Below are 24,413 nucleotides of genomic sequence, written 5' to 3' on the forward strand. Positions count from 1 at the left end.
GGCAAGCGCAAAGCAGAATGTTCGCCGCGAGGCGGACGTTGAACATATCGAGGCGGTGACGAAGTGACGTTTAAGCTGGGAACTAGATTTGCCGCGGGAGCGGTCGCGCTGGCGGTGGTGGCCGGGCTGGGCGGTTGGAAAATGCTCACGGCGCAGGCGGATTCGGATTATTGGTCCGATCATGCGGATATCGGTTGGTACGATCCGACCTATGCGACCTATACGATCGACACGCCGGCCAAGCTTGCGGGCATCGCCAAGCTGGTCAACGACGGTGTCAGCGGCAGCGGACAGGCGATCGACGGGTTCGGCGGCAAGGTGCTGGAAATTACGGGGGACATGGACGTATCGGCGTACAAGTGGGTGCCGATCGGCACGGCCGAGCATCCCTTTCACGGGACGCTGATCGCGGCCGGAGGCGCCGTCAAGACGATCAGCGGCATGACCGTGGACGGAAATACCGCCTATGCGGGCTTCGTCGGCAACATGGACGCGGCGACGGTCGGCGGCCTGACGTTCGCGGGCGGCGGACTCGATCCGGTTACCGTCGCGGAAGACGTCTATGCGGGCGCGGCCGTCGGCAAAATGACGGGCAGCAGCACGCTGTACGACATCACCGTCGGCGCCGGCATGCACGTCAAGGCCGAATCGGCGTCCGGAGCGGCGTATGCCGGAGGCATCGCGGGCTCGAGCGAGGGCACGGTCTCCAACGTGCAAAACAACGCCGCGGTGACCGCCTCCGGCTCGGACGTCTCCGCCGGCGGCATCGTCGGCGACGTCGGCGGAACGGGCCTGAAGCTGAAGAAAATCTGGAACTACGGCGCGGTCTTCGCCGCCGGCAGCATCGGCGCGGCATACGCCGGCGGCGTGGCCGGCTATGCGCCGGCGCCGGTCGATATGGGCGAGGACGATACGCCCATTTTAAACGCGGGCGCGGTGCAAGCCGCCGGAGGCACGGCAAGCTACGCCGGCGGCATTATCGGGCGCGCGAGCGGGCCGGCCGGGTTCTCGACGGCGACCGCGAACAGCGGAGGCGTCAACGTCTCCGCGCCGGAAGCTGCCGGTTCCTATGCCGGCGGCCTGGCCGGAGCGCTGGATACGTTGACGGACGGCCGCAGCTACGCGCTCCCGTTCGCCAATACGGGCGCGGTGACCAACGATGGCGGCACGAACGTTTACACGGGCGGCGTGGCCGGCTTCGTCGACGGCGCGCTGGCGTGGGACGGCAGCTTGGCGAATGAGGCCGGCGTCCGGGCATCGGGCGGGAGCGAGGTATACAGCGGCGGGCTGTTCGGCTACGTGTCGGGCGAGCTGCGTCTCGCGGGAACCGCGTCGAACGCGGCCGGGCTCGACGTAACCGGCGGCGCGCGTCCGGCCGGACCGGACAAGGCTTACACGGGCGGACTGATCGGCTTTGCCGGCAGCCGTCTGCTCTTCGATAATGCGGCGGCCGAGGCCTACGCGAACCGCGGGGCGATCGCCGTTGTCGGCGGCAAGGACGTCTACACGGGCGGTATCGCCGGCAACCGGGCTTATGCGCGAATGGCCGGGGAGGACGCCGAGCGAAGCGACAACGTGCTGAGCGCCGGAAACATCGACGTAACGGGCGTCAGCGGTTTATACACGGGCGGCTTCATCGGCGCCGTTCGGGACGGCGTCGACAAGACGGTCAGTAACGCCGCGTATGCCGGGACGATCAACGTCGTTGCCGCATCTTCCGATCCGTCGGAGCCTGTCGCAACCGGCGGCATCGTCGGCTACTTCGAGGATGCCGAAGGGGTCGGCGCCTTGAGCGCGGATACCTTCGGCGGCACGATCGCCGCGACGGGCGGCGGCGCCGATACGTACACCGGCGGTATCGCCGGTTACGTGAACGGCGGCAAGCTCGATCATGCCGCCGTCGGAGCCGAGGCGGGCAGCCATGCGGTCATTGCGGCCGACGGTGTATCCGGCGGCGTGGCCGGCTATATGCAGGGCGCCGTGGATACGGCGGCCGTGCGGTTCGTCGACGTGACGGCGAAGACGGGCGACGGCATCGTCGGCGGCATCGCCGGCATTGCGGGCGGCAGCATCGCCGGCGCGACCGTCGGCGACGAAGGGGCCGCGGACAGCGACAGCGTGCTGCTCGCGGCATCGGGCGGCATCGAGCGCTTGACCGCCGGCGGGATCGTCGGACGAAATGAAGGGCCGCTTGCCGTCACGGACAGCGCGGTCGTCCGGATCGGCCTGCTGAGCGAAGCCGGCAGAAGCGGCTTGACGCTCGGCGGCGCGGCCGGCAAATTGACGGCCGAAGCGCAGATCGGGGCAGCCGGAGCGCCGGTGGCCGTGAAGCAGCTGGACATCGCGGTGAACGCGGCGGACAGCCTCGTCGGGGGCGGCATCGGCAGCAGCGCGTCGTCCGGCGTCTATCTGGACGCGGAGCAGATCGCCATCGCGATTCCTGCATCCGGGGCGACAGTCGGCGGGATTGCCGGCCTGCAGGAAGCTTTGCCATCCGGCGCGCCGGTCGCGTCCGCGGATGGCGGACCCGCTCTGACCGTGAACGGGCTGGAGATCACCGCCGCGGGAGACGCGCTCGAGATCGGCGGACTGTACGGGCGTAACGCCGGCGTTACGCAATCGGGCGCCGCGGAGGACGTCGCCATCGCGGCGACCGGCGCGGCCAACCGGCTCGGCGGCATCGCCGGACGCAATACGGGGAACCTCGCCGACGCGTCGGCCGGCAGCGTCCGGATCGAAACCTCCGGCGCCGACGCCGAAGCAGGCGGCATTGCCGGCCGGTCGGAGACGCCCGAGGGCCGGTCGGCTTCGGCATCGCTCGAACGCGTCCGGGTGCTGGCCGGGGAGGAAGCGCTCGTCCATGCGACCGGCGCGAACGCGGCGATCGGCGGCATCGTCGGCTCCGCGCGGCAGACGGCGATCGGCGATTTCTGCGTGAGCGGGGAGCTGCCCGATTACGCGATGCTGACTGCCGAAGGCACCGGCGCCGCGATCGGCGGCATCGCCGGGGCAAGCGTCGGCGGCGCGATCGCCGGCGACGGTTCAGCGGTCAATGCGGACAATGTCAACCTGACCGCCGCGGCTTCGGCGGAATCGGCGAAGCTTGGCGGCATCGTCGGATCGAATGACGGAACGGCGCTGAATAAAGTCTTCTCGGGCGCGGTCAACCTGCTGGCAAGCGGTCCGAACGCGACCGCCGGCGGCATGGCGGGCTATAACCGCGGCTCCGGGCAAGCCGTCATCAAGGACAGCAACACGGCGGCGCTCAGCATCAAGGTCGGCGCTTCCGGAACTTCGGCGGTCGTCGGCGGCATCGTCGGCCTCAACGACGCGAGAGACGGCGACGCGGATGCCGATCCGCTCCGCGGCAAGAGCACGATCCAGAACAGCCGGGCCGTCGGGACCATTCAGGCAAGCGCGCCCGATGCGATCGTCGGCGGGCTAGTGGGCGAGAACCGCAGCTTGATCGCCAACAGCAGCATTTCCGATAAAATCGCCGTATCCTCGGCCGGGAAATCCGGCACGATCGGCGGGCTGGTCGGCCTGAACGGGGAGAAGGGCACCGTCTATTACGGTTATTCCAACGCGAATCTGACGGTCAAAGGCGAGAACGCCCTCGCGGGCGGATTGGTCGGCGAGAACCGGGGCAGCGTGCTCGCCTCCTACGTCGACATCGACATTACGGGCGACGCGGCCGGCACGAGCGGCCATTCCGTCTATCTGGGCGGCCTGATCGGCCGCAATGCCGGCAAGGTGGACAAGTCCTATTCGGTATCCAAAGTAACGGCGAACGGCAGCTATTCGGTAGTCGGCGGACTTGTCGGCGAGCAGTCGGCCGGCAGCATCGCCAATTCGTACACGGCCAAGGAGGTCATCGCCAAGGCCGGCCATTCCTACGCCGGGGGTTTTCTCGGCAGGCTGAGCGGCGGCAAGGTGGAGACGGCTTATTCCGCCAGCCGGGTAACGGCCGGCGCCGGCGCGTTCGCGGGCGGCTTTGCCGGACGTTACGACAACGCGAGCAAGGAGCTGCTCTTCAAGACGTACTACGTCAAGGACGTGGAGGGCGACATCAACGGGGATTTGCCGGATTTCGCGGAAGGCAATTACATCTGGCTGAACGTGTATTCGCGCCTCAGCACGATTCTGACGTCCTCGCTGAAGGACCGGGAATACTTCCCGACGCTGTCGGGCTGGGATTTCGGCGGCACCTGGCGTTATGCCTCGAAGGGGGCGGCTTACCAGTATCCCGAGCTGATCCGCACGGCGAACAGCGGCGACGGCGGAGACGGAGAAGACGGAGGAAGCGACGTCAACGCCAACATCAACTGGTACTTGCGGGACAAAGGCGCGAGCGGCTTCGAGATCCGGACCGAGGCGGAGCTGGCGGGGCTGGCCGCCATCGTGAACGGCTCGATTCCGGGCGTCGACGCGTTCTCGTTCGAGGACCGCGCGGTCAAGCTCATGAATCCGATTCACATCCAATCGAACCAATGGGTGCCGATCGGGATCGACGAGAACCATCCGTTCCAAGGGAATTTCGATGGGGACGGCCAGTTGATCGACGGGCTGAGCGCGCCGGCGGGCGGGGCGAATACCGGACTGTTCGGCGTCATCGGCGAGCGGGGCACGGCGGAGGATATTCGCTTGGAGCCGCTGTCGATCGCCGGGACGGGCAATACGGGAGCGCTCGCGGGCTGGAACAAAGGCATGATCTCGAACGCGGAGGTCAAGCTGCTGAACGGAACGACGATCGGCGGCGGCACCGCCGGCGGCCTGCTCGGCAAAAACACCGGCATCCTGCGCGGGCTCTCGCTCGAACTCGAGGGAGGCAGCCGGATCGAAGCCGTAGGCGCGAATCCGGTCGCCGGCGGATTGATCGGCGACAATGCCGGGACGATCACGCCGGATAGCGTGGCGTACACGCTGGCGAACGGAAGCGTGGGCAGCGCGGCCGACAACGCCACCGTCGGCGGATTGATCGGATGGCAGTCCGGCGATATGACCGGCTTCCGGCTGGAGATTCCCGCCAGTCTGGTTCTTTCGGCCGAGGGCAAGGGCGACACGCTCGGCGGCATGATCGGCCGGCAACTGTCGGGCAAGGCGGACAGCCTGACGGTCATCTTCGCCGGCGGCAATCTTCGCACGGACGGAGCCGCTTCCGTATTGGGCGGCGTCATCGGGCAATCCGACGCGGGCGCCGCGATCTCGAACGTCGTCGCGACGGGCGCGCAGGACGGACCGCAGCTGGCCGGCAACGGCACGGTCGGCGGCATCGTCGGCAGCAAGAAGGGCCTTGGCGGAGGCAGCTTCGATCTGGACGGTGTCCGGGTCGACGGCCTCGCGCTCGATGCTCGCGGAGACGGCGCCCCTGCGGCGGCCGGCGGCATCGCGGGCAAGCTGACCGACGCCGCGCTGCGGAACGCGGCGGCCGGCGGCACGGTTCGCGCCGCAGGCGCCGGCATCGACGCCGGCGGCATCGTCGGACGCGCCGAAGATTCGCTGCTGACGCAGATCGACGCGCGAATGACGGTCGACGGCGCGGGCCGGACGGGACAAGCCGCGATCGGCGGCGTCGCCGGCACGCTCGCGGCGACCGATCCGGACAAGGAGATGATGACCGGCACGGCCGCGCCGTACTATCCCGGCATCTACAACGCCGTTATGGCGGCGGCGGGCTTGACGGCAGACGGAACGAGCCAGGCCGCGGATCTGTACGTCGGCGGCATCGCCGGCAGGGTAGAGGCGGCGTCCGTCTATTATGCGGACTCGAAGGCCGCCCTGACCGTCGGCGGCGGGAATACGTCGGCCGCCGGCGGCATCGCGGGCTACAGCGACGGCATCATCGTTAACACGACCGCAACCGGCGGCATCCAAGCGGATGACAGCCGCGTCTATGCCGTCGGCGGAGCGGTCGGCCAAGCGGCGGGCGGGGAATTGCATTACGTGCGCGCCTTGTCGTCGGCCGGCGGCAAGCTCGAGATCGGCCGCGCCGTCACGCTGGCGGGCAAGACGCCGGCCACGCATGCCGGCGGATTGATCGGCATGGGCGACAACGCCGCGATCGCCGACTCGTATGCCGAGCTGCCCGTCGCGATCGATTGCGACAACCCGGACAATACGATCTATGCCGGCGGCTTCGCCGGCCTTCTCGGCGGTTCCGGCGCCGGAGCGGGCACGATCGACCGGGCTTATGCCACGGGCGCGTTGCGGGTGCAAGGCATGACCGGCGCCTACGTCGGCGGATTCGTCGGCTCCGTGGACCGTTATACGGTTACCGGCGCCTATGCGAGCGGCAGCGTGGACAACGCCGGCTTCGACACGCAGAGCGGCGGGTTCGCCGGCGTGGTGGAGCGAGCGGCCGTCATTCGCGGAGCCTATGCGGCGCAGCCGCATGTCGCGACGAAGGGCGTCAACCATCCGGCCCGGTCGTATGTCGGCGGGTTTGCCGGGTATAACGACGGGCTTATCGACCGCGCGTATGCGGGCGTGCCGTCCGTCACGGTCGACGCCGGCGGGGCGAACGCGTTCAACGGCGCGTTCGTCGGCTACAATTTCCGGAACGGCAAAATTACGGCCTCGTCGTACGCGGGCACGGCAAGCGGCATCGGCCGCAATCTCGGCGCCGCCGACGCGACCGCTACGGAGACGGATCCTATTCCGGCGTACGGTTACGACAGATGGAATTTCGATCTGGATCCGGCGTTCCTGAGCGCGTCGAATCCGGACGGGCTCTCGATCGGCAGCGCGGCGCAGTTGAACGCCGCGGTCAAGCTGAGCAACGACGGCACCGCGCTCGCGTATTTCCGGTTGTTCGACCGGACGGCGGCGGATAAGCCGGAGCTGGGTCATCTGACGCTTGGCGCGGATATCGTCATGGACGGGCATGTTTGGGTGCCGTTCGAGGCGTTTCGCGGCAGCTTCGACGGCAAGGGCAAGACGATCGCCGGGCTGAAGGGAACCGCGGCGGAGGGAGCCGCATACGGCTTCGCCGCCGAGAACTACGGCACGATCGCCGACATCCGCTTCGTCGACGCGGATATCTCCGGAGGCGACGACACCGGCATCGCAGCCGGCATCAACCGCGAAGGGGCGACGCTGAGCGGCATCGAACTGAGCGGCTCCGTCCGCGGCGGCGATCGCACCGGCGGCGCGGCGGGCACCAACGAAGGCGCGATGACGGGCATCGCGCTCGGCAAGGCGTCCATCGGCGGGGCGAACGATACGGGCGGTTTGGCCGGCCTGAACAAGGGCACGATCGAAGGCTCCTTCGCGGACGCGAAAATAACGTCGACCGGCGAGCTGGCCGGCGGCATCGCCGGAACGAACGAAGGCGCGATCAGCCGCTCCTACGCGAGCGGCGGCATGAACGATCGTTCCGCCGCGGCGATAACCCGCGGCGGAATCGCGGGATTGAACGCCGAGAGCGGCGACATCCGCGAATCGTTCTCTTATATGGACATCGCCGCCGCCGCCGACCGTTCGACGGTCGGCGGAATCGCCGGCGAGAATCGCGGGACGATCCGCGAGGCGTACTATACGGGAAGCGCCGCGGCGGAGGGCGCTTCGGGCTCGCGGGCAGGCGGAATCGCCGGTTACGCGGCTTCGGGCAGCATCCGCGGCGCCTTCGGCGCCGGCGAGGCCGTCGCGACGACCGGCGGCAGCATCGTGCCGGGCAAGAACGAATTCGGCGGGATCGCCGGCCGCAAGGACGCGGCAGCCTCGATCGCCGCGACGGTCTTCAACAAGCAGATGCTGAAGGCGGACACGGCGTATTACGGCGCGGACGGCAAGCGCGTCGCCGGCGGTACGGCGGCAGCCGCGGGCCTGTCGGCGGCGGACCTGGCGGGCGGCAGCCTGCCGGCCGGCCTCGATGCCGGCACGTGGATCGCCGAAGCGGGCTTCTACCCGCAGCTCGCCGCGTTCGAAGGCAACGAGGCAGCGAAGCTCGGCGCGGCGGCCGTTGTATTGAACGTGCATGACACGATATATCGCGTCCGCTCCGGCTTCGGCCTGAGCGGCGGAGGACTGGCTTGGAGCGCCGATCCTCGCGATGTCGCGCTCTCGTCCTCCGGCGGCTCGCAGACGGGCAGCCTGAAGACGGCCGGCAGCGCCGTTCTGACCGCCAAGGCGGACGGCTACGAGCGAAGCTTCCTGCTGAACGCCGCCGCGCCGCTCTTTGCGGGCACGGCCGCAGCGCCGGCGGCGGCGTCCGAGCCGAAGGGGCCGATCTTCACGGATACGGTCACGGTTCGCCTCGACACCGAGGAGCCGGACGGAATGATCCATTATACGTTGGACGGCAGCGAGCCGGGCGCGGACTCCGCGCCGTACGCCGGGCCGATCCTGATTAATCACACGACGACGGTCAGGGCCGTGACGATCGCCGAGGACAAGGAACCGAGCACGGTTTTCGCCGGCACTTGGACCAGGCAGTCGTTCGGCGGCATCATGATTCCGCCGCCCGAAGCGGAGCCGGAGGTCACGGCGTCCGTCGGCTCGAAGCCGCTGCAGACCGACGGCGGCGAGACGGTGACCGTCGCCAAGAACAGCAAGCTCACTCTTACAGCGCCAGAGGGTCACATGATCTATTACACGACGGACGGAAGCATGCCAACCAAAAACAGCCCCGTCTACCGCGATGAAATTCTGGTAACGGGCGCGATGACGATCAAATTCATCACCGATGCCGACGATCGGGTGATCACGATCAACTGCACGGTCGAGAACGCGAAGTACGAGTTGAAGCGGGACGCCAAGAACGTCAAATACATTTCCGGCACGGGCGACCGCGAGTTCAAGCCGAACGCGCCGCTTACCCGATACGAGATGACGGATATTCTGTCGCGGCTGCTCGACACGGAGGAGGTCTCCGTGGGCAACGTGTTCGGCGACGTGGAGCGCGGACGCGAGGAAGCCGTCGCGTTCTTTACCTCCGCGGGCATCCTCTCCGGCTATCCCGACGGCACCTTCCGCGGCGGGAACGGGCTGACGCGAGCGGAATTCGTCGTCATCCTGTCGCGGGTGTTTCATCTGAACGCGGCCGTCGCGTCCGGCAAGCCGGAATTCGCCGACGCGTCCTCGCATTGGGCGAGGGGGTATATCGAAGCGTTCGCCAAAGCCGGCTATATCAAGGGATTCCCGGACGGCTCGTTCAAACCCGACGGCAAAATCACCAGGGCGCAGGCGGTCGTGCTGATCAACGGCATCGTCGGCAGAGGACTTCAGCTGGTCACGGCGCCGCGGTTCGACGACGTTCCTCCCGGACATTGGGCGTACCCGGCGATCATGGCGGCTGCGAAGTAAGGACACGAAGGGAAGGATGATCGGATCATGATACGGAAACTGCTGGCCCTGCTCCTCTCCGTCGCGCTCGGGGTCGCCGCGGGCGCCTTTGCGAACGCGCAGGCTAGCCGCAGCGCTTACGCGGACGCGCCGGCCGTCTACGATGCGCAGGAGATCTATGCGCGTTCGCAGGCGGCGGTCTTCTACGTCCGCTCGCTCGGCGCCGGCGGCGCGCTGAAGGATACCGGCACGGGCGTCGTGCTGTCCGCGGACGGACTTGCCGCAACGGCCTATCATGTCATTGCCGGCGCGGACCGAATCGAAGCGGTGCTGAGCGACGGCCGCACGCTGGCGGGCATCAAGGTGCTCGCGTCGGACGAAGGATCGGATGCCGCGATACTGCAGCTGCCGAAGCCCCGAACCGGTACGGCCTACGCCGCGATCGAGCTTCGCGCCGAGCCGGCGGATCACGGGGAAGTGGCATTCGCGATCGGCTACCCGCTCAAAGCGACGCCGATCATCACCGAGGGAATCGTGAATTCGCCTGCCGCCCTGGTCAACGGGCGGACGGTCGTGCTCGCCTCCGCGCAGGTCGTAAGCGGCATGTCCGGCGGACCGCTGCTGGACGAAGGCGGCCGCATGATCGGGGTGCTGTCGGGCTCGCTGCGGACGATGGAGGGGATCCATCTGGCGGTGGAAGCCGCGGATATTCGCAAGCTGCTGCCGAAGGCATGAACGTGATGAACGTGCCTCGGGATAAGGACCGATCAGGGAAAAGTTGATTTTCGTCGGAGGACATCGATCCCGCCAGGGTGATGTCCTCTTTTTTTTCGGCCGCTCGGGCTCAGGCTGTTCGGGCTCCGGCCTCGATCTTGCATTGCACATGAATTCTAAGTATGATAGCGGAAATAATCATGCACGGCATGCATAAAGGAGCTGACGAATATGGAACTGACGCAATTGGAGTATTTCTTGGCGGTCGCGCGAACGGAGCATCTGACGAAAGCGGCCGAGACGTTATCCATTACGCAGCCCGCGCTGAGCCATTCCATCTCGAAGCTGGAAGCCGAGCTCGGCGTCCCGTTGTTCGAACGCAAGGGCAGAAGCCTGCAGATCAACCGCTACGGCACCATGTTCGCGAAGCATGTCGAGAAGATCCTGCAGGAGGTGGAGCGGGGGCGCAAGGAGATCGAAGAGAGCGTCAATCCCGATTCGGGCACCGTCCATCTCGCTTATTTGAACATCCTGGGCGTGGATCTGATTCCCCGCCTCGTTCGCGACTATCGGTCAGCCAATCCGAAAATCGCCTTCGAGCTGACGCAAGGGGACAAAGGCGCGATCCAGGAGCAGCTCGAGAACGGTTACGCGGACTTGATGATCACTTCGGAGAGGCCGGTCAGCGACGCTTACGACTGGGTGCCGATCCGGTTGCTGCCGCTCTATCTCGCGGTCGCCTCCGATCATCGGTTCGCGGACAGGGCGTCGATCAGCCTGACCGAAATTGTCGGGGAGCCGTTCGTGGGCTTGAAGTCCAACTGCGGTTTGCGCGATTCGCTCATGACCCGATTCCAGCATATGAACTTCTCGCTCGCTTCCGCCTACGACGCGGAAGATCTGCAGACGGTAGCCGGATTCGTGGCGGCGGGGCTCGGCGTGTCCGTCTTGCCCCAAACCGCCGGCTTGAACCTGGATGGCTTGCGCTGGATTCCGATCCAAGAGGAAGGCTGGGTGTGGGAAGTAGGCCTGCACCTCCGGAAGGACCGGTTCCTGTCCCCGGCAAGCCGAAGATTCGTCGGCTATATCGAAGAATTGGCCGGCGCCTTGTCGAGGTGACGAACATGCCATTCGTTCACGATTGCCGGAAGCAATGAAGGATCACGACCGCATCGCGCGTCAGACGGGCACCGTTCAATTTTGAACGGTGTTTTTCGTTCGGCCTTCGCCGGTTAAGAGCACGTTTGCAATCTTGTTTTTTGCGCGGAAAAAGTTTAACCGGACGAAAATGTAGACAGAATGATAGCATCACTTTTCTAAAATAATCATTTTTGGCGGCGAACGGTCGTAACTATTAGTGTTCCGTAAAACAGGATGAGGGCAGGTGGAGCCACTTGACTAAATCGATGGTTTTTCCTCACCGGGGCATGGTGAGCGGCGTGGTGCGGGTACCTCCATCCAAGTACCATCTGCATCGCGCGTTGATTTTCGGATCGCTGGCCGACGGGGAGACGCTGATCCACGGGAAGTCGAACGCGCTTCACATCAAGGATACGCTTCATTCCTTGCAGGACTTCGGCATCTCCGTCAAGCAGACGGACGACGGTTACGCGGTAAGGGGCGGACCCTATAAACCGCGAAACGGCAAAATCCGGGTGGGCAGCTCGGGATCGACGCTGCAGTTCATGCTCGGGCTCGGAAGCTTGGCCCAAGGGAAGCCGCCTACGTACGACGGGCACAAGGCGCTTCGTGAGAGACCCATCGGTCCGCTGCTGGAGGCGCTGGGTTCCTTCGGCATCCAGTGGCAGGCGAACCAATACAAAATGCCGGTCACGATCCAACCCGGGAGACCCCGAGGCGGGCTCGTTCAAATTCCGGGCACGCTCAGCCAATGGATCTCGGGCCTGCTCATCGTCGCGCCGTTCGCCGCGAAGGATACGACGATCGAGGCGCTCCCGCCCCATAACGAGCTGACCTACGTCGGCTTGACGATCCAGATGATGCGGCAATTCGGCATCGAGATCGAGGAAGATCCGAGCGGGACCAAATGGCGGGTGCCCGCCGGCCAAGCCTACCGCCCGACGGAAATCACGATCGAGCCGGACCTGTCGTCGTCGGCGTTCCTGCTCGCGTTGTCCGCCATGTATAAGTCGGATATCGTGCTTCAGGGCATCACGGGGGCGGGAACGCATCCGGAAAACAAGGTGCTTGAAATCATGGAGGACTTCGGGATTCCGATGGCGTACGACAGCGCGAAGCAGGGACTGCGCATCCGCCACTCGGGCGCGCGGCCGACGAGCGGGCTGGACATCGACATGCGGCATATCCCGGATTTGATTCCGGTGCTCTCCGTCCTGGCCGCGCTCTCCAGGGGCCGGACGGTGCTGCGCAATATCGGGCCGGGCCGGATGAAGGAATCGAACCGCGTCCGGGCGATGCTGCAGCTGAACAAGATGAACGCCGCCATCGCGGAGGACGGGGACGATCTGGTCATCGAAGGGGTAGAGCGGCTCCAGGGCGCCAAGATATCCACGTACAACGACCACCGCGTCCAGATGGCGTTCACGCTGGCCGGACTTAGGGCGGCGGAGGGCGTCAGCGAACTGACCTACCCGAACGCCTACCGAATCTCGTACCCCGAGTTTTTCGGCCATTTGGAAGCGCTCGGGGTGTACGTCCGCGAGCCGGCATTGATTCGTTAAGGTTAAGATCCGCTGATTAAAGGAGATTGGTGATTGAGCATGATTTCGGAAAACGCACTCGAAAACGACTTTTTGTTTCTGAACCGGCTGGCCCAAGCGGATACCGGGAAAACCGCCGTCATCGATCTGAACGGCGACCGCCCGGTCCTCCTCACCTTCGGCCAGTTGAGAGAGATCAGCGACCGGGCCGCGCAGGGGCTGATCGACCTCGGCGTGAAAGAAGGCGAGAACGTCGCCTACCTGCTGCCGAACGGCTGGGAATTCGTCGCGCTCACGCTGGCCGTCTGGAAGGCCGGCGCGGTCGCCTGCCCGATGCTGCCCGCGCTGCGCGAACGGGAAATCCCGTTCATCATGCGCAAGTCCAAGAGCAAAATCCTGATCATTCCGGAGGAGCATAAGGGCTTCCGCTACGGGGAGTTGATCGCGGGCATTCTCGGCGAGCTGCCGGGGATGCAGTCGCTCGTCACGATCAAGCCGGGCAGCCCGGCCCGCCTGGCGACCAGCCTCGGCGGACTTGCCGAGCGGGAGCCGGATCGCGCGCGGATCGGCAGCCGACGACCGGGTCCGTCTTCCGCCGCGCAGCTGCTGTTCACCTCGGGAACGACGGGCGAGCCGAAGGGCGTCGTGCATACGCACGGCACGCTCGGCCATGGGGTCGCCGCGCACGTGGAGGCGATGGGGCTGACGGAGGACGACAGAATCTGGATTCCTTCCCCGATGGCGCATCAGACCGGGTTTCTCTACGGCATGTCGCTCGCGTTGTACCTTGGGGCGGTCCAAATCTGCCAGGCCGTGTGGAATATCGAGACGGCACGGTCCGCCGTCGAGCGGCACGGGGCCACGTTCGTGCAGGCCGCGATGCCGTTCCTGGCCGATCTGACCCGCGAAAGCGAGCCGCCGAAAGGGCTCCGGGCTTTCGTCGCCACGGGCGCTCCGGTGCCGCGCAAGCTGGCGCAGGAAGCGGCGGAGCGGCTCAGCTGCAAAGTCGTCGGCGGATGGGGATCGACGGAGTCGTGCATGATCAGCGTCGGCAGCGTGCACGCCTACGGGGAGTCGTCTTGGAACTCGGACGGCCGGGTCATCGCCGGACGCGACATGAAAATCACCGACGAGGAAGGCCGGACGCTGCCGCCGGGCAGGGAAGGACTGTTCAAAGTGAAGACCCCGGCCATGTTCACGGGGTATTTGGACCATCCGGAATGGTACGAAGCGGCGGTCGACAAGGACGGTTATTTCAATACCGGGGACCTCGCGGTGATCGACGACGAGGGCAACCTGCGCTTGACGGGGCGGGTCAAGGACATCATCAACCGCGGCGGGATGAAGGTGCCGGTCGCGGAAGTCGAGAACCTGCTGTACCAGATGGAATCGCTGCGGGACGTCGCCGTTGTCGGCATGCCCGACGAGCGGCTGAACGAGCGGATCTGCGTCTATGTCTCGCTCAAGAATCCCGATGCCGCCATCGAATTGGACGAGCTCACCTCGTTCTTGAAATCGCAGGGCGTCACGAAGATTTATTGGCCGGAGCGGCTGGAGGTCATCCGCGAGATGCCCCGCACGACGACGGGCAAGATCCAGAAATACGTTTTGCGGCAAATGATATCGGACAAGCTGATGGTCTATTGACCGGCGCCGGACAAGCCGGGCGAAATCTCTTCCGTCCGGCGTCCGGCCGCTTGCTTGGGCTTGCGAATCCGATTTGCCGCTTTGAAAGTTTATTAACGTTGGAGAGGTAGGAGCCCATGGAAGAAACCGAGTTTCAGAGATTGAAAGACGAAGTGGACCGTTACGTGAACGGCCGTCTCCGGGAGCTGTCGGAGCGTATCGAGGAATCCGGGGAATGCGGCCCCGACGTCTGGCAGGAGCTGCGCGAGCGCGGCTATCTAAGGCTGGCCGCTCCGGTCGAGTACGGCGGGCGGGGGCTGTCGTTCACGCAATATTTGCAGCTGCTCGAGCTGTTCTCGCAGTCGCACGGTTCGATTCGGATGGTCGTGCACGTCATCAACGGCGTCTGGCGGCCGATCGATTTCCTCGCCAACGAGGTGCAGCGCGAGCGATTCGTGAAGCCGCTCGTGCGGGGCGAGCTTACCGTCGCGTTCACGTTGACGGAGCCCAACGCGGGCTCCGGCGCCGACATCGAGACGTCCGCGCGCAAGGAAGGCGACGAATACGTCCTGAATGGGGAGAAATGGCTGATCACGTTCGGCGACACCGCGGATTACCTGATGCTCTACTGCCGGATGGAAGGCACGCGCGGCTACGAGGGCACGATGGCGCTGCTCGTCCCGAGAACCGCGCCGGGCGTCGAGATCCGGCTCATGCCGCCGACGCTGGGACTCACGGGCACGGGCCATGCGCATATCCTGATGAAGGATGCCCGCGTGCCCGCCGCGAATTTGCTGGGGGACGTCGGGCAAGGGCTGGCGAGCGCGCTGAACGGATTTCTCGATCCGAGCCGCGTATGCGTCGGGATGACCTGCGTCGGCCTCGCGCAGCGCGCGTTCGATCTGGCCGTCATGCGCAGCAACGAGCGGGTGACGTTCGGCAAGCCGCTCAGCCAGCGTCAGGTCGTGCAGACGTGGATCGCCGAGATGGCCACGGATATCGAAGCCGCGCGCCAGCTCGTCATGCATGCGGGACGGCTGAAGGACGAGGGCGCGCTGACGCCGCCGCCGGCCTCGATGGCGAAGCTGTACGCGCTGGAGATGCTGCAGCGCGTCACGGACAAGGCCCAGCAGATCTGGGGCGGGATCGGTTATTTCAAAGGCTACGAGATCGAACGGATCTACCGCGACGCCCGGGCGCAAAAATTCGAAGAAGGAACGGCGGAGATTCAAAAGGCGGTCATAGCCAAACATATCTTGGCGGGGAGGTAGTCGCGGCATGGGATCATCGCTCTTGCTCCAACGGGGAACGATCGGCACGCTCGCGCTGGATCATCGCATCCTCATGGGAGCCATGCATCTCGGCATCGAAGGCGACCGCCGGGAGCTGGACCAGCTCGCGGCGTTCTACGAAGAGCGGGTGCGCGGCGGCGCGGCGCTGATCATCACGGGCCATGCGGCCGTCCTTCCCGAAGGCGGCGGGCACGGCATGTTTTGCCTGACCGTTCCCGACCACCGCGATCAGCTGCGGGAGCTTGCCGGGCGGATCCGGGCGGCGGGCGGCAAGCTCGCCCTGCAGCTCACCCATACGGGCCGCTACGCCAGAAGCGCCGAGACCGGGCTGACGCCGAAGGCGCCGAGCGCGATCGCTTCGCGGCTGACGCGGGAGACGCCGGAGGCGATGACGGCATCCGATATCGCGGACGTGAAGGAAGCGTTCGCGGAAGGCGCGCGCTTCGCCAGGGACGCGGGGTTCCATGCCATCGAGATCATGGGCTCCGAAGGCTACCTGCTGAACGAATTCATGTCTCCGCTGACCAATGCGCGCGAGGATGAATACGGCGGCACGCTGGACGGCCGCATCCGGCTGAGCGCGGAGGTCGTCGCCGGCATCCGGGCGCGGGTGGGACGCGAATTTCCCGTCATCTTCCGCATGTCCGGCGAGGATGTCATGGACGGGAGCACGACGCCGGACGAGACGCTCGCGCTCGCCCGGGCGCTGGAGCAAAGCGGGGCCGATGCCCTCAACGTCGGCATCGGCTGGCATGAATCGCGGCTGCCGACCGTCGGGGCGACCGTGCCCTCCGGCGCCTTCGCGCATATCGTCGGCGCCGTCCGCGCCGCGGTCGGCATCCCCGTCATCGGGGCGAACCGCCTGCATACGCCGGAAGCGGCCGAGCAGGCGCTGGCCCGGGGCGACATGGATTTCGTCGCGCCGGCGCGCCCTTGGCTCGCCGACGCGGCGTTCGCGCGGAAGATCGCGCAATCCGACCGCGACGGGCTCAATCTGTGCCTGGCCTGCAATCAAGCTTGCCTGGACCATGCGTTCGGCAATCCGCGCAAGGCGGTCGCCTGCTTGGTGAACCCGCGGACCGGACGGGAAGCGGAGCCGTTCGTACCGTCGGACGCGCCGATCGCCGTTGCCGTCGTCGGCGGCGGCGTCGCCGGGCTGCAGGCGGCCAAGACGGCCGCGGAACGGGGCCACGCCGTAACGCTGTTCGAGGCGCGCGACCGGCTCGGCGGGCAATTCCTGCTCGCGTCGCGGATTCCGAGCAAGGCCGTCTTCCGCGAGACGCTGCGCTACTATGCGGTGGCGCTGCAGCGGCTGGGCGTCGCGGTCCGCACCGGCACCGTTCCGTCGGCCGAGGAATTGAAGGCATTCGACCGCGTCGTCGTGGCGACCGGCGTGGAGCCTTACGTGCCCGAGCAGCTCGAAGGCGCGGACTTGTCGCTCGTGTGCACGTACGCGGATATATTGTCCGGCGCCCGTGCGTTCGGGCGCAAGGTCGTCATCGTCGGGGGCGGAGGCATCGGCAGCGACGTCGCGCATTATATGGCCGAGACGGCCGCGCTCGGGCAGGACGTGAACGCCTTTTTCGCGGAAAGGGGCTATGCTCCCGCTTCGGCGCACGCCGTCCCGTTCGGCATCACGCTCGTGTCGCGATCGGAGAAGGTCGCCAAGGGCGTCGGCCCGACGACGCGATGGGTGCTGCTCGAGGAACTGAAGCGCAGAGGCGTCGAGGTGCTGAAGGGGTACCGCTGCCGCGCGATTGACGCAGGCGGCGTCTGGGTGGAGAACGAAGCGGGCGAACGCTTCCTGGAAGCGGACCAGGTCGTCTTGTGCACGGGACAGCGCTCCCGGACGGATTGGGCCGAATGGCTGCAGGCCGGCGAGGGGGACGCGGAACGGCTTCGTCCGGACGTCGTCGGCGGCGCGAGCGACGCGGCGGAATTGAACGCCGCCCGGGCGATCCGCCAAGCCTACGAGCTTGCCAAGTCCTTATAAAAAACGCGTAATTCGAGAGGAAGCGATAGCAGTGCCGGAATCGTTCAAGGGAAAAAAAGCGCTCATCACGGGCAGCTCGCGGGGCATCGGGCAGGCAACCGCCCTCGCGTTCGCGAAGGAAGGCGCGGACGTCGCCATTCATTACCGCAGGGACGAAGAGGCCGCGCTGGCGACGGCGGAAGAGGCGAGGAAGTTCGGCGGCCAAGTACTGCTGTGCAAGGCCGAGCTGGAATCGTCGGCCGAGATCGACGCGATGTTCGATACGGTCGCAAGCGAGTGGGGCGCGCTGGACGTCTTCATGGCGAACGCCGCGGCCACCGCGTTCAAGCCGATCATGGAGACGAAGGACTACCATATCGACCGCACGTACCAAGTGGTGGTCAAGAGCGTGCTCCACGCGGCGCAGCGCGCGGTGCCGCTCATGGAAGGCCGGCCGGGACGGATCATTACCGTCTCGAGCCTCGGCAGTCTATTCACGCTGCCGAACTATTCGACGATCGGATCGGCCAAGGCGGCGCTCGAATCGCTGACGCGCTATCTGGCGGCGGAGCTCGGGGCCAAGGGCATCACGTGCAACGTCATCTCGCCGGGCGTCGTGGAGACGGACTCGGTGAAATTCTACGCCAAGGAGCGCTTCGACGCCTTCAAGCAAAACGTCACGCGCCGCACGCCGCTCGGCCGGCTTACCCAGCCGGAGGACGTCTCCGGCGTCGCCTTGTTCCTGGCGAGCGAGGCGGCAGGCTTCATTACCGGCCAGATCATCTCCGTCGACGGCGGCTTGACGCTCGTCTCCTACGATATCGACGGCAATTGAGGCCGCGAGTCGGAGCTGATTCTGACTAAGCGATTCCATCCCATCCCGCACCGCATGGCAAGCGCCAAGCGCCGGCTCACGCAGCTGGCGCTTTTTGCTGCGTTCGTTTGCCTTGGCCGTAATTCCATTATTTGCATAGCTAACAGCAGCATAACATCAGGAGTTTTACGCAAAATCTCGTTTTTTTTGCCTAAAGAGAAAAAATGAAAATGTAACCGTACCCAATGCCGACAGATCAAAAGATCGCCCAATCGGGAGCCTTGTTTGTCTGAATTGCAATCAATATCACTATTTGCGGCAAATTATCAATATTATTTAGCCAAATACGATTGACATTGCCGTAAAATTGCATTACGATCATATCAGGCTTACAGGGTTGTTAACTTAGCTGACATCACACATGCATTGGCGCAAAAAACATGACAACGGAGCGTGCACAAATGGGCAAGATCAGAATGGCATTTATTGGCGTCGGCGATATGGGCTCGCATCATTGCATCGGCTTTGACTTATTGAACGAGGTAGAGGTGAGGTACATATGCGATATGAACGGGGCGAACGTGGCCCGCACGCTGGCGGAGCTTAAGAACGGCAAGCCGGACGTATACACCGATTACCGCGAGCTGCTGGGCAAAGAAGATCTGGATGCGGTCGTCATCAGCGTCCCTAACTATAAACACCGGGAAGTGGCGGTCGCTTTTCTGGAGGCGGGCAAGCATGTTTTCCTGGAGAAGCCCGTCGCGCATACGCTGGCGGACTGCGACGCGATCATCGAAGCGGCGGACAAGCACAAGCGGATCCTGCAGATCGGCCTGGTCTACCGCTACTCGAACCTGTACCGCCGCATGGCGAAGGAAGTGGAGAACGGACGGATCGGCGACGTCAAGCTGATGTGGTGCAAGGAATTCCGCGATCCCTTTCCGCCGGCGGATTGGTTCTACGACAAGGACAAGTCGGGCGGCGCCATCGTCGAGAAGGACTGCCATCATTTCGATATCTTCAACTGGATGATCGGGGCGAACCCCGTTCGCGTATTCGCTTCCGGCGGCCAGCATGTCATGAAGCAAGGCGAGCAGAATCTCATCACCAATTCGTACAGCCATTATCCGGCGAAAACGATCGCCGACACGTCGATCGTCGATCATGCGTTCATTACCGTCGATTACGATAACGGGAGCAAGGCGAACCTGGGCTTGTGCATGTACTTGAAGCCGCGGAACCTGATGGGCGAAGGGCTCGAGATCGGCTTGATCGGCGAGAACGGCGGACAGATGGTCGCGCGGAACGACAAAGCGATCGATATCGTGGGCGGAGCTGATTTTACCAAGGAGCATCTGGATATGGACGTGACTTCGGACTCCATCATGGGCGGGCATACCGGCGGGCAGACGCAGCGCATCGATTTCATTGCCTGCATCAAGGAAGGCAAGCAGCCGTTCGCGACGGGGCAGGTCGGGCGGAACGCCCTGCTGATCGCCCTGGCCGCGGAGAAATCCATCGTGGAAGAGCGGTACGTGTATTTGGATGAGCTATCCGAGTAAGGGGTGTCCGGATGAATAGTCTGAGGAAATACGACACGGCGTTATTTTTCTTGTTTATCATGCCATGGATCATCGGCTTCATTGCGTTCTTCCTGATTCCGTTCGGAACCTCGATCTTCTATGCGTTCACGGACGCCAAGCTTCCGGGCGCGGTGCATTACGATTTCGTCGGATTCGATAATTTCGTGCATATGGCGAAGGATCCGATCTTCACGAAGAGCCTGTTCAACACGCTGTACTTCGTCGTGCTGGGCGTGCCGGTCGTGACGGCGGGGATGCTGCTGCTGGCGATGCTGCTCAATCTCGACGTCAAAGGCATAGCGGTGTTCCGCACGTTCTATTACCTGCCCACGCTCGTGCCGATCGTGGCGACGGTCATCATCTGGCGGCTCGTGTTCAACTCGGAGTTCGGCATTCTCAATGCCGTGCTCGGCTTCTTCGGGGCGGGCAAGACCGATTGGCTGGGCGGGGAGCATACGATCAAGCCGGTCATCATCCTGCTTCAGGTGTGGATATCCGGCAGCGGCGTGCTGATCTTCCTCGCGGCGCTCAAGAATGTCCCCCGCCATCTGTACGAAGCCGCCGAGATCGACGGGGCGGACCGGATTCGCCGGTTTTTCGCCATCACGCTTCCCATGATCAGCCCGTCGATCCTGTTCGTCGTCATCATTCAGACCATGTACAATTTTCAAATGTTCACGGAAGCGCTGCTGCTGTCCAAGGGCGGTCCGAACTACGCGTCCTACACCTTCGTGTACAACATTTATAAATCGTCCTTCACGGACTTGAAATTCAGCATGGCGATGTCGCAGTCGATCTTCCTGTTCGCGGTCATCGCGCTGGTCACCTTCGTGCTGATGAAGCTCTCCAACCGGTTTGTCTACTACGAGGGCGAGAAATAGGGGGGATTCCGATGAACGATACTCGAAAGAGCGGCGCCGTGAGCGCCGCGTTCAAATATGTGCTGTTATGCGCGGTCTTCCTGCTGTTTGCGGGGCCGCTGGCATGGATGCTCTCGACCATGATGAAGACGAAGGCGGAGACGTACAAGGCGCCTCCCGCGCTGCTGCCGGAGTCGTTTAATTTCGAAGCGTTCGAGCGGTTGTTCTCCATTCAGCCGCTGATGTGGACGTGGATCCGGAACTCGTTCGCGATCTCGATCCTCGTCGCGCTCGGAGCCGTCGTCTCCAGCTCCATCGTGGCGTACGGGTTCTCGCGCTTCTTGACCAAATACCGGGACAGGCTGTTTCCGATCGTGCTGATCACGCTCATGATTCCGCCCTCCATCATGATGATTCCTTCTTACGTGCTGTTCGCGAAGCTGGGCTGGATCGATACCTGGCTGCCGCTGATCGTGCCCGCCTGGCTCGGAGGCGCGTATTACATTTTCTTGTTCCGGCAGTTCTTCCTGACCATCCCGCAGGAGCTGGACGAGGCGACGTACCTCGACGGCGGCAATCGGTGGACGGTCTACGCCAGGGTGATCATGCCGTTGTCGAAGCCGATCATCATTACGACGGTCATTTTCGCTTTCGTCAATTCCTGGCTCGATTTTCTCGGCCCCTTCCTGTATATCAAGAACAGCGCGCTGTTCACGCTGAGCGTGGGCCTGCAGCTGCTGATCGGCCAGACCAGTCAGGATTTCCCGGCGCTCGCTGCCGGTGCATTCATAAGCATCATCCCGATCGGCCTGCTCTACTTCTTCGCGCAGCGATACATCGTGGAGGGGGTCGTGCTCACGGGCTCCAAAGGATAGCTCTTGCGAAAGGTTCTGCTTGCGATCGACATTATGGTAAAGGGGAACTGACAAGTGAAAACGAAGAGAAAATGGAAAATCGGCACTTTGGTCTTGGCATCGACGATGGCGGTTGCATTAACGGGATGCGGTTCGAACGATAATGCAGGCGGCGACGCGAACGCTGCGAACAACGCGGGAAGCGGCAATGCCGCAGCCGCTGAGCCCGTCACGATCACGTACTCCCAGTGGGGAACCGCGGAGGAGCTGGCGCGCACGCAGGAGCTGCTGGACAAGTTCACGGCGGCCAATCCGAACATCACCGTCAAGCTCGAGGGCAAGGATTGGGCCAGCTACTGGGACGGCCTGACCGCCAACGCGGCGGGGGGAACGCTTCCGGACGTCTTCAAGACCAGCTACGCGTATATCGACAAATACGCCGAGCTCGGCATTTTCAAAGAGTTGGACGACCTGCTTGCCAAGAACGCATTCGATCTTACGAATATCGACGACAGCCTGCTCGGTCTTCATAAATACCAAGGCAAGCAGGTATCGCTCCCGATCGATGCCAATGTCATCGTCTGGTATTACAACAAGGCGCTGTTCGCGGATCCGAAGACGAATCCGAAGGGCGCGGCCGTGCCTTCCCTGGAGCCTGGCTGGGACGAGATCGTCGACATCGCGACCAAGATGACGCTCGACAAGAGCGGCAAGAGCGCGGCGGATGCCGGCTTCGATGCCAAGAACATCGTGCAGTGGGGCCTGTCCTTGTCCCCTGGTTCTTCCATGGATTGGTTCCTGGAGCCGGAACTGTGGTCGAACGGCGCCAAATTGGTGAACGACGACGATACGCTCGCGCTCGATACGCCGGAGGCGCAGGAAGTGCTGAATTTCTTCATCGACCTGACGAAGAACAAGAAGATCAATACGACCCCGGCCCAGATCGAGGGACTCGGCGGCGACGTGAATCTGACGCTTACGACCGGCAAGGTGGCGATGAATCCGGGCGGCAGCTGGAACACGACCAACTATCAGGAAGCGAAGGTCGATTACGGCATCTCGTACTTGCCTAAGTTCAAGACGAACCAAACGGTCGTGCAGCCCGCCGGCCTCGCGATCAGCGCCAATACGAAGCACGAAGAAGCCGCCTACAAGCTGCTGGCTTGGCTGGCCGGCCCGGAGGGCGAGACGGAGCTGGCGAAGCAAGGCTACTCCATTCCGGCCAACAAAGCGGCATCGGACGCTTACGTGCAGACGGTGGGCGAAGCGAACAAAATATTCCTGGATGCCCAGAAGTACGGCATCGTCTCGCCGTTCACGGCCAAGAAGACCGATCTGGTATGGACGTACGGCGAACAGGCGCTGAAGCTTCCGCTTTCGGGCGACGGCGATCTGCAAGCGGCGCTCAAGGATTTGGCTTCCAAAATGAAATAACGCGGCAAGGGCAAGAAAGGGCATCCTATATACGGACTTCGATACAGAACATGCGGGAGTGACCCTGCCTGTTCTGTATTTTTTTCTGTTTCTCTCGACCGGACATGAACGGTTGCCGCCCGGGCCGGCGCGGCGTTATTGACTTACTCCCGCGAGAAATATAAAATGAATTTGCCGCAAATTTCTATTGCGTGAATCGAAGTTGCCCCAATAAGGCTTCGGCCCTTACCCGGATTGGCGAAGAGAGGAATGGAACATGGCGAAGCTGAAGGATATTGCGGAGCGCGTAGGCGTCTCGATCTCGACCGTTTCGCGGGTCATGAAGAACGACGCGAACCGTTCGGTCAGCGACGAGACGCGGAAGAAAATATGGGAAACCGCCGAACAGCTCGGCTATAAGACCGTCCGCCCGACGAAAGTGAAGAAAAACGAACCCAAACATGCGTACCGCATCGGCTGCGTCGTGGCAATGCCTCAAAATAAATACAACAACCCGTATTTCTCGGTGATCCTCGAAGGCATCGAGAAGACGCTCACCGAAGCGGGCATGCGTCTGGAATTCGTCTGCAGCATCGAGAAGCACATGGATATCGAGCAGCTGAAGTCGCTCGTCAAGGACAATCGGATCGACGGCATGCTCGTGGTCGAACGGATCGACGACGAAGCGTATCAATGGATCAAGGCGAACGTAAGGCATATCGTCGGCGTGGATATCTCGGACAAGGCGCTGCCCGTCGTCAGCTATGACCGCGCCGCCGCCGCGAAGGAGGCCGTTGCGTATCTGATCGAGCAAGGGCATCGGCGAATCGCCTACATCGGGGGATCGGAGCTCACCGACAATTTCCGCGACGAGCGGCGTTTCCAAGGCTACCGGAGCGCGATGGAGGAAGCGGGCTTGCCGATCGACGACAGCTGGGTCATCGACGTGAAGTGGGATGTCTCGCTGAGCTACGAGCTGACGAAAAGGGCGTTCGAGACGAACGCGGAGGCGCCGACCGCGATTTTTGCCGCAAGCGACATGATGGCCATCGCCGCGATGCGGGCCGCGACGGAGCGCGAGCTGAAGATTCCGGGCGACGTCGCTTTCTTCGGCGTCGACAACATCGAGATCTCGGAGTTCACCTCGCCGCCGCTGTCGACCATCCATGTACCGAAGCTGGAGATGGGGATGTTCGCCGCCAAGCTGCTGCTCGATTATATGGAGCATCGGTACTCGGTTCCGGTGAAGATGATCATTCCCTACAAAATGATGCTCCGGCATTCGACCGGAAGCAAATCCGACCGCGAGGCCACGTAGCGGA

The 24,413-nt window shown here is 63.9% G+C and carries 13 protein-coding genes; all 13 read left to right on the forward strand.

Going from position 1 to position 24,413, the window contains the following annotated elements; translation table 11 throughout:
- Positions 1–63 precede the first annotated feature (63 nt).
- The 13 genes from GT019_RS25685 to GT019_RS25745 all read left to right on the forward strand — a co-directional run bounded on the left by GT019_RS25685 (position 64) and on the right by GT019_RS25745 (position 24,409).
- Complete coding sequence (locus tag GT019_RS25685) at positions 64–9,303, forward strand: chitobiase/beta-hexosaminidase C-terminal domain-containing protein (protein ID WP_161746297.1); 9,240 nt, start codon at positions 64–66, stop codon at positions 9,301–9,303.
- 27 nt (positions 9,304–9,330) lie between these two features.
- The gene (locus GT019_RS25690) at positions 9,331–10,017 is read left to right on the forward strand and encodes a S1 family peptidase (RefSeq protein ID WP_161746298.1); all 687 of its coding nucleotides are present in this window, start codon (positions 9,331–9,333) and stop codon (positions 10,015–10,017) included.
- A 210-nt stretch (positions 10,018–10,227) separates the two neighbouring features.
- Positions 10,228–11,115: a LysR family transcriptional regulator gene (locus GT019_RS25695; protein ID WP_161746299.1), complete on the forward strand. Its 888-nt coding sequence runs from the start codon at positions 10,228–10,230 to the stop codon at positions 11,113–11,115.
- A gap of 275 nt (positions 11,116–11,390) precedes the next feature.
- Positions 11,391–12,698, forward strand: a complete 1,308-nt coding sequence (gene aroA, locus GT019_RS25700) for a 3-phosphoshikimate 1-carboxyvinyltransferase (RefSeq protein ID WP_161746300.1) — start codon at positions 11,391–11,393, stop codon at positions 12,696–12,698.
- Between the two features lie 39 nt (positions 12,699–12,737).
- Positions 12,738–14,324, forward strand: coding sequence for an AMP-binding protein (locus tag GT019_RS25705; protein WP_161746374.1), 1,587 nt, complete (start codon positions 12,738–12,740; stop codon positions 14,322–14,324).
- 116 nt (positions 14,325–14,440) lie between these two features.
- Complete coding sequence (locus GT019_RS25710) at positions 14,441–15,574, forward strand: acyl-CoA dehydrogenase family protein (protein ID WP_161746301.1); 1,134 nt, start codon at positions 14,441–14,443, stop codon at positions 15,572–15,574.
- 7 nt (positions 15,575–15,581) lie between these two features.
- On the forward strand, positions 15,582–17,588 hold the full coding sequence (locus GT019_RS25715; protein ID WP_161746302.1) for an oxidoreductase: 2,007 nt from the start codon (positions 15,582–15,584) through the stop codon (positions 17,586–17,588).
- Between the two features lie 31 nt (positions 17,589–17,619).
- Positions 17,620–18,402, forward strand: coding sequence for an SDR family oxidoreductase (locus GT019_RS25720; protein WP_161746303.1), 783 nt, complete (start codon positions 17,620–17,622; stop codon positions 18,400–18,402).
- Between the two features lie 440 nt (positions 18,403–18,842).
- Positions 18,843–19,943: a Gfo/Idh/MocA family protein gene (locus tag GT019_RS25725; protein WP_161746304.1), complete on the forward strand. Its 1,101-nt coding sequence runs from the start codon at positions 18,843–18,845 to the stop codon at positions 19,941–19,943.
- Positions 19,944–19,954: 11 nt separating this feature from the next.
- Positions 19,955–20,845: a carbohydrate ABC transporter permease gene (locus GT019_RS25730; RefSeq protein WP_161746305.1), complete on the forward strand. Its 891-nt coding sequence runs from the start codon at positions 19,955–19,957 to the stop codon at positions 20,843–20,845.
- A gap of 11 nt (positions 20,846–20,856) precedes the next feature.
- Entirely contained in the window at positions 20,857–21,699 is an 843-nt protein-coding gene (locus GT019_RS25735; RefSeq protein ID WP_161746306.1) for a carbohydrate ABC transporter permease, read from the forward strand.
- Positions 21,700–21,753: 54 nt separating this feature from the next.
- Entirely contained in the window at positions 21,754–23,112 is a 1,359-nt protein-coding gene (locus tag GT019_RS25740) for an ABC transporter substrate-binding protein (protein ID WP_161746307.1), read from the forward strand.
- A 256-nt stretch (positions 23,113–23,368) separates the two neighbouring features.
- Positions 23,369–24,409 carry a LacI family DNA-binding transcriptional regulator gene (locus tag GT019_RS25745; RefSeq protein WP_161746308.1) on the forward strand — a complete coding sequence of 347 codons (1,041 nt, stop codon included), beginning with the start codon at positions 23,369–23,371 and terminating at the stop codon, positions 24,407–24,409.
- The last annotated feature ends 4 nt before the right edge of the window (positions 24,410–24,413 follow it).

Origin of the sequence: Paenibacillus glycinis (assembly GCF_009909185.1) — a bacterium.
GTDB lineage: Bacteria > Bacillota > Bacilli > Paenibacillales > Paenibacillaceae > Paenibacillus_Z > Paenibacillus_Z glycinis.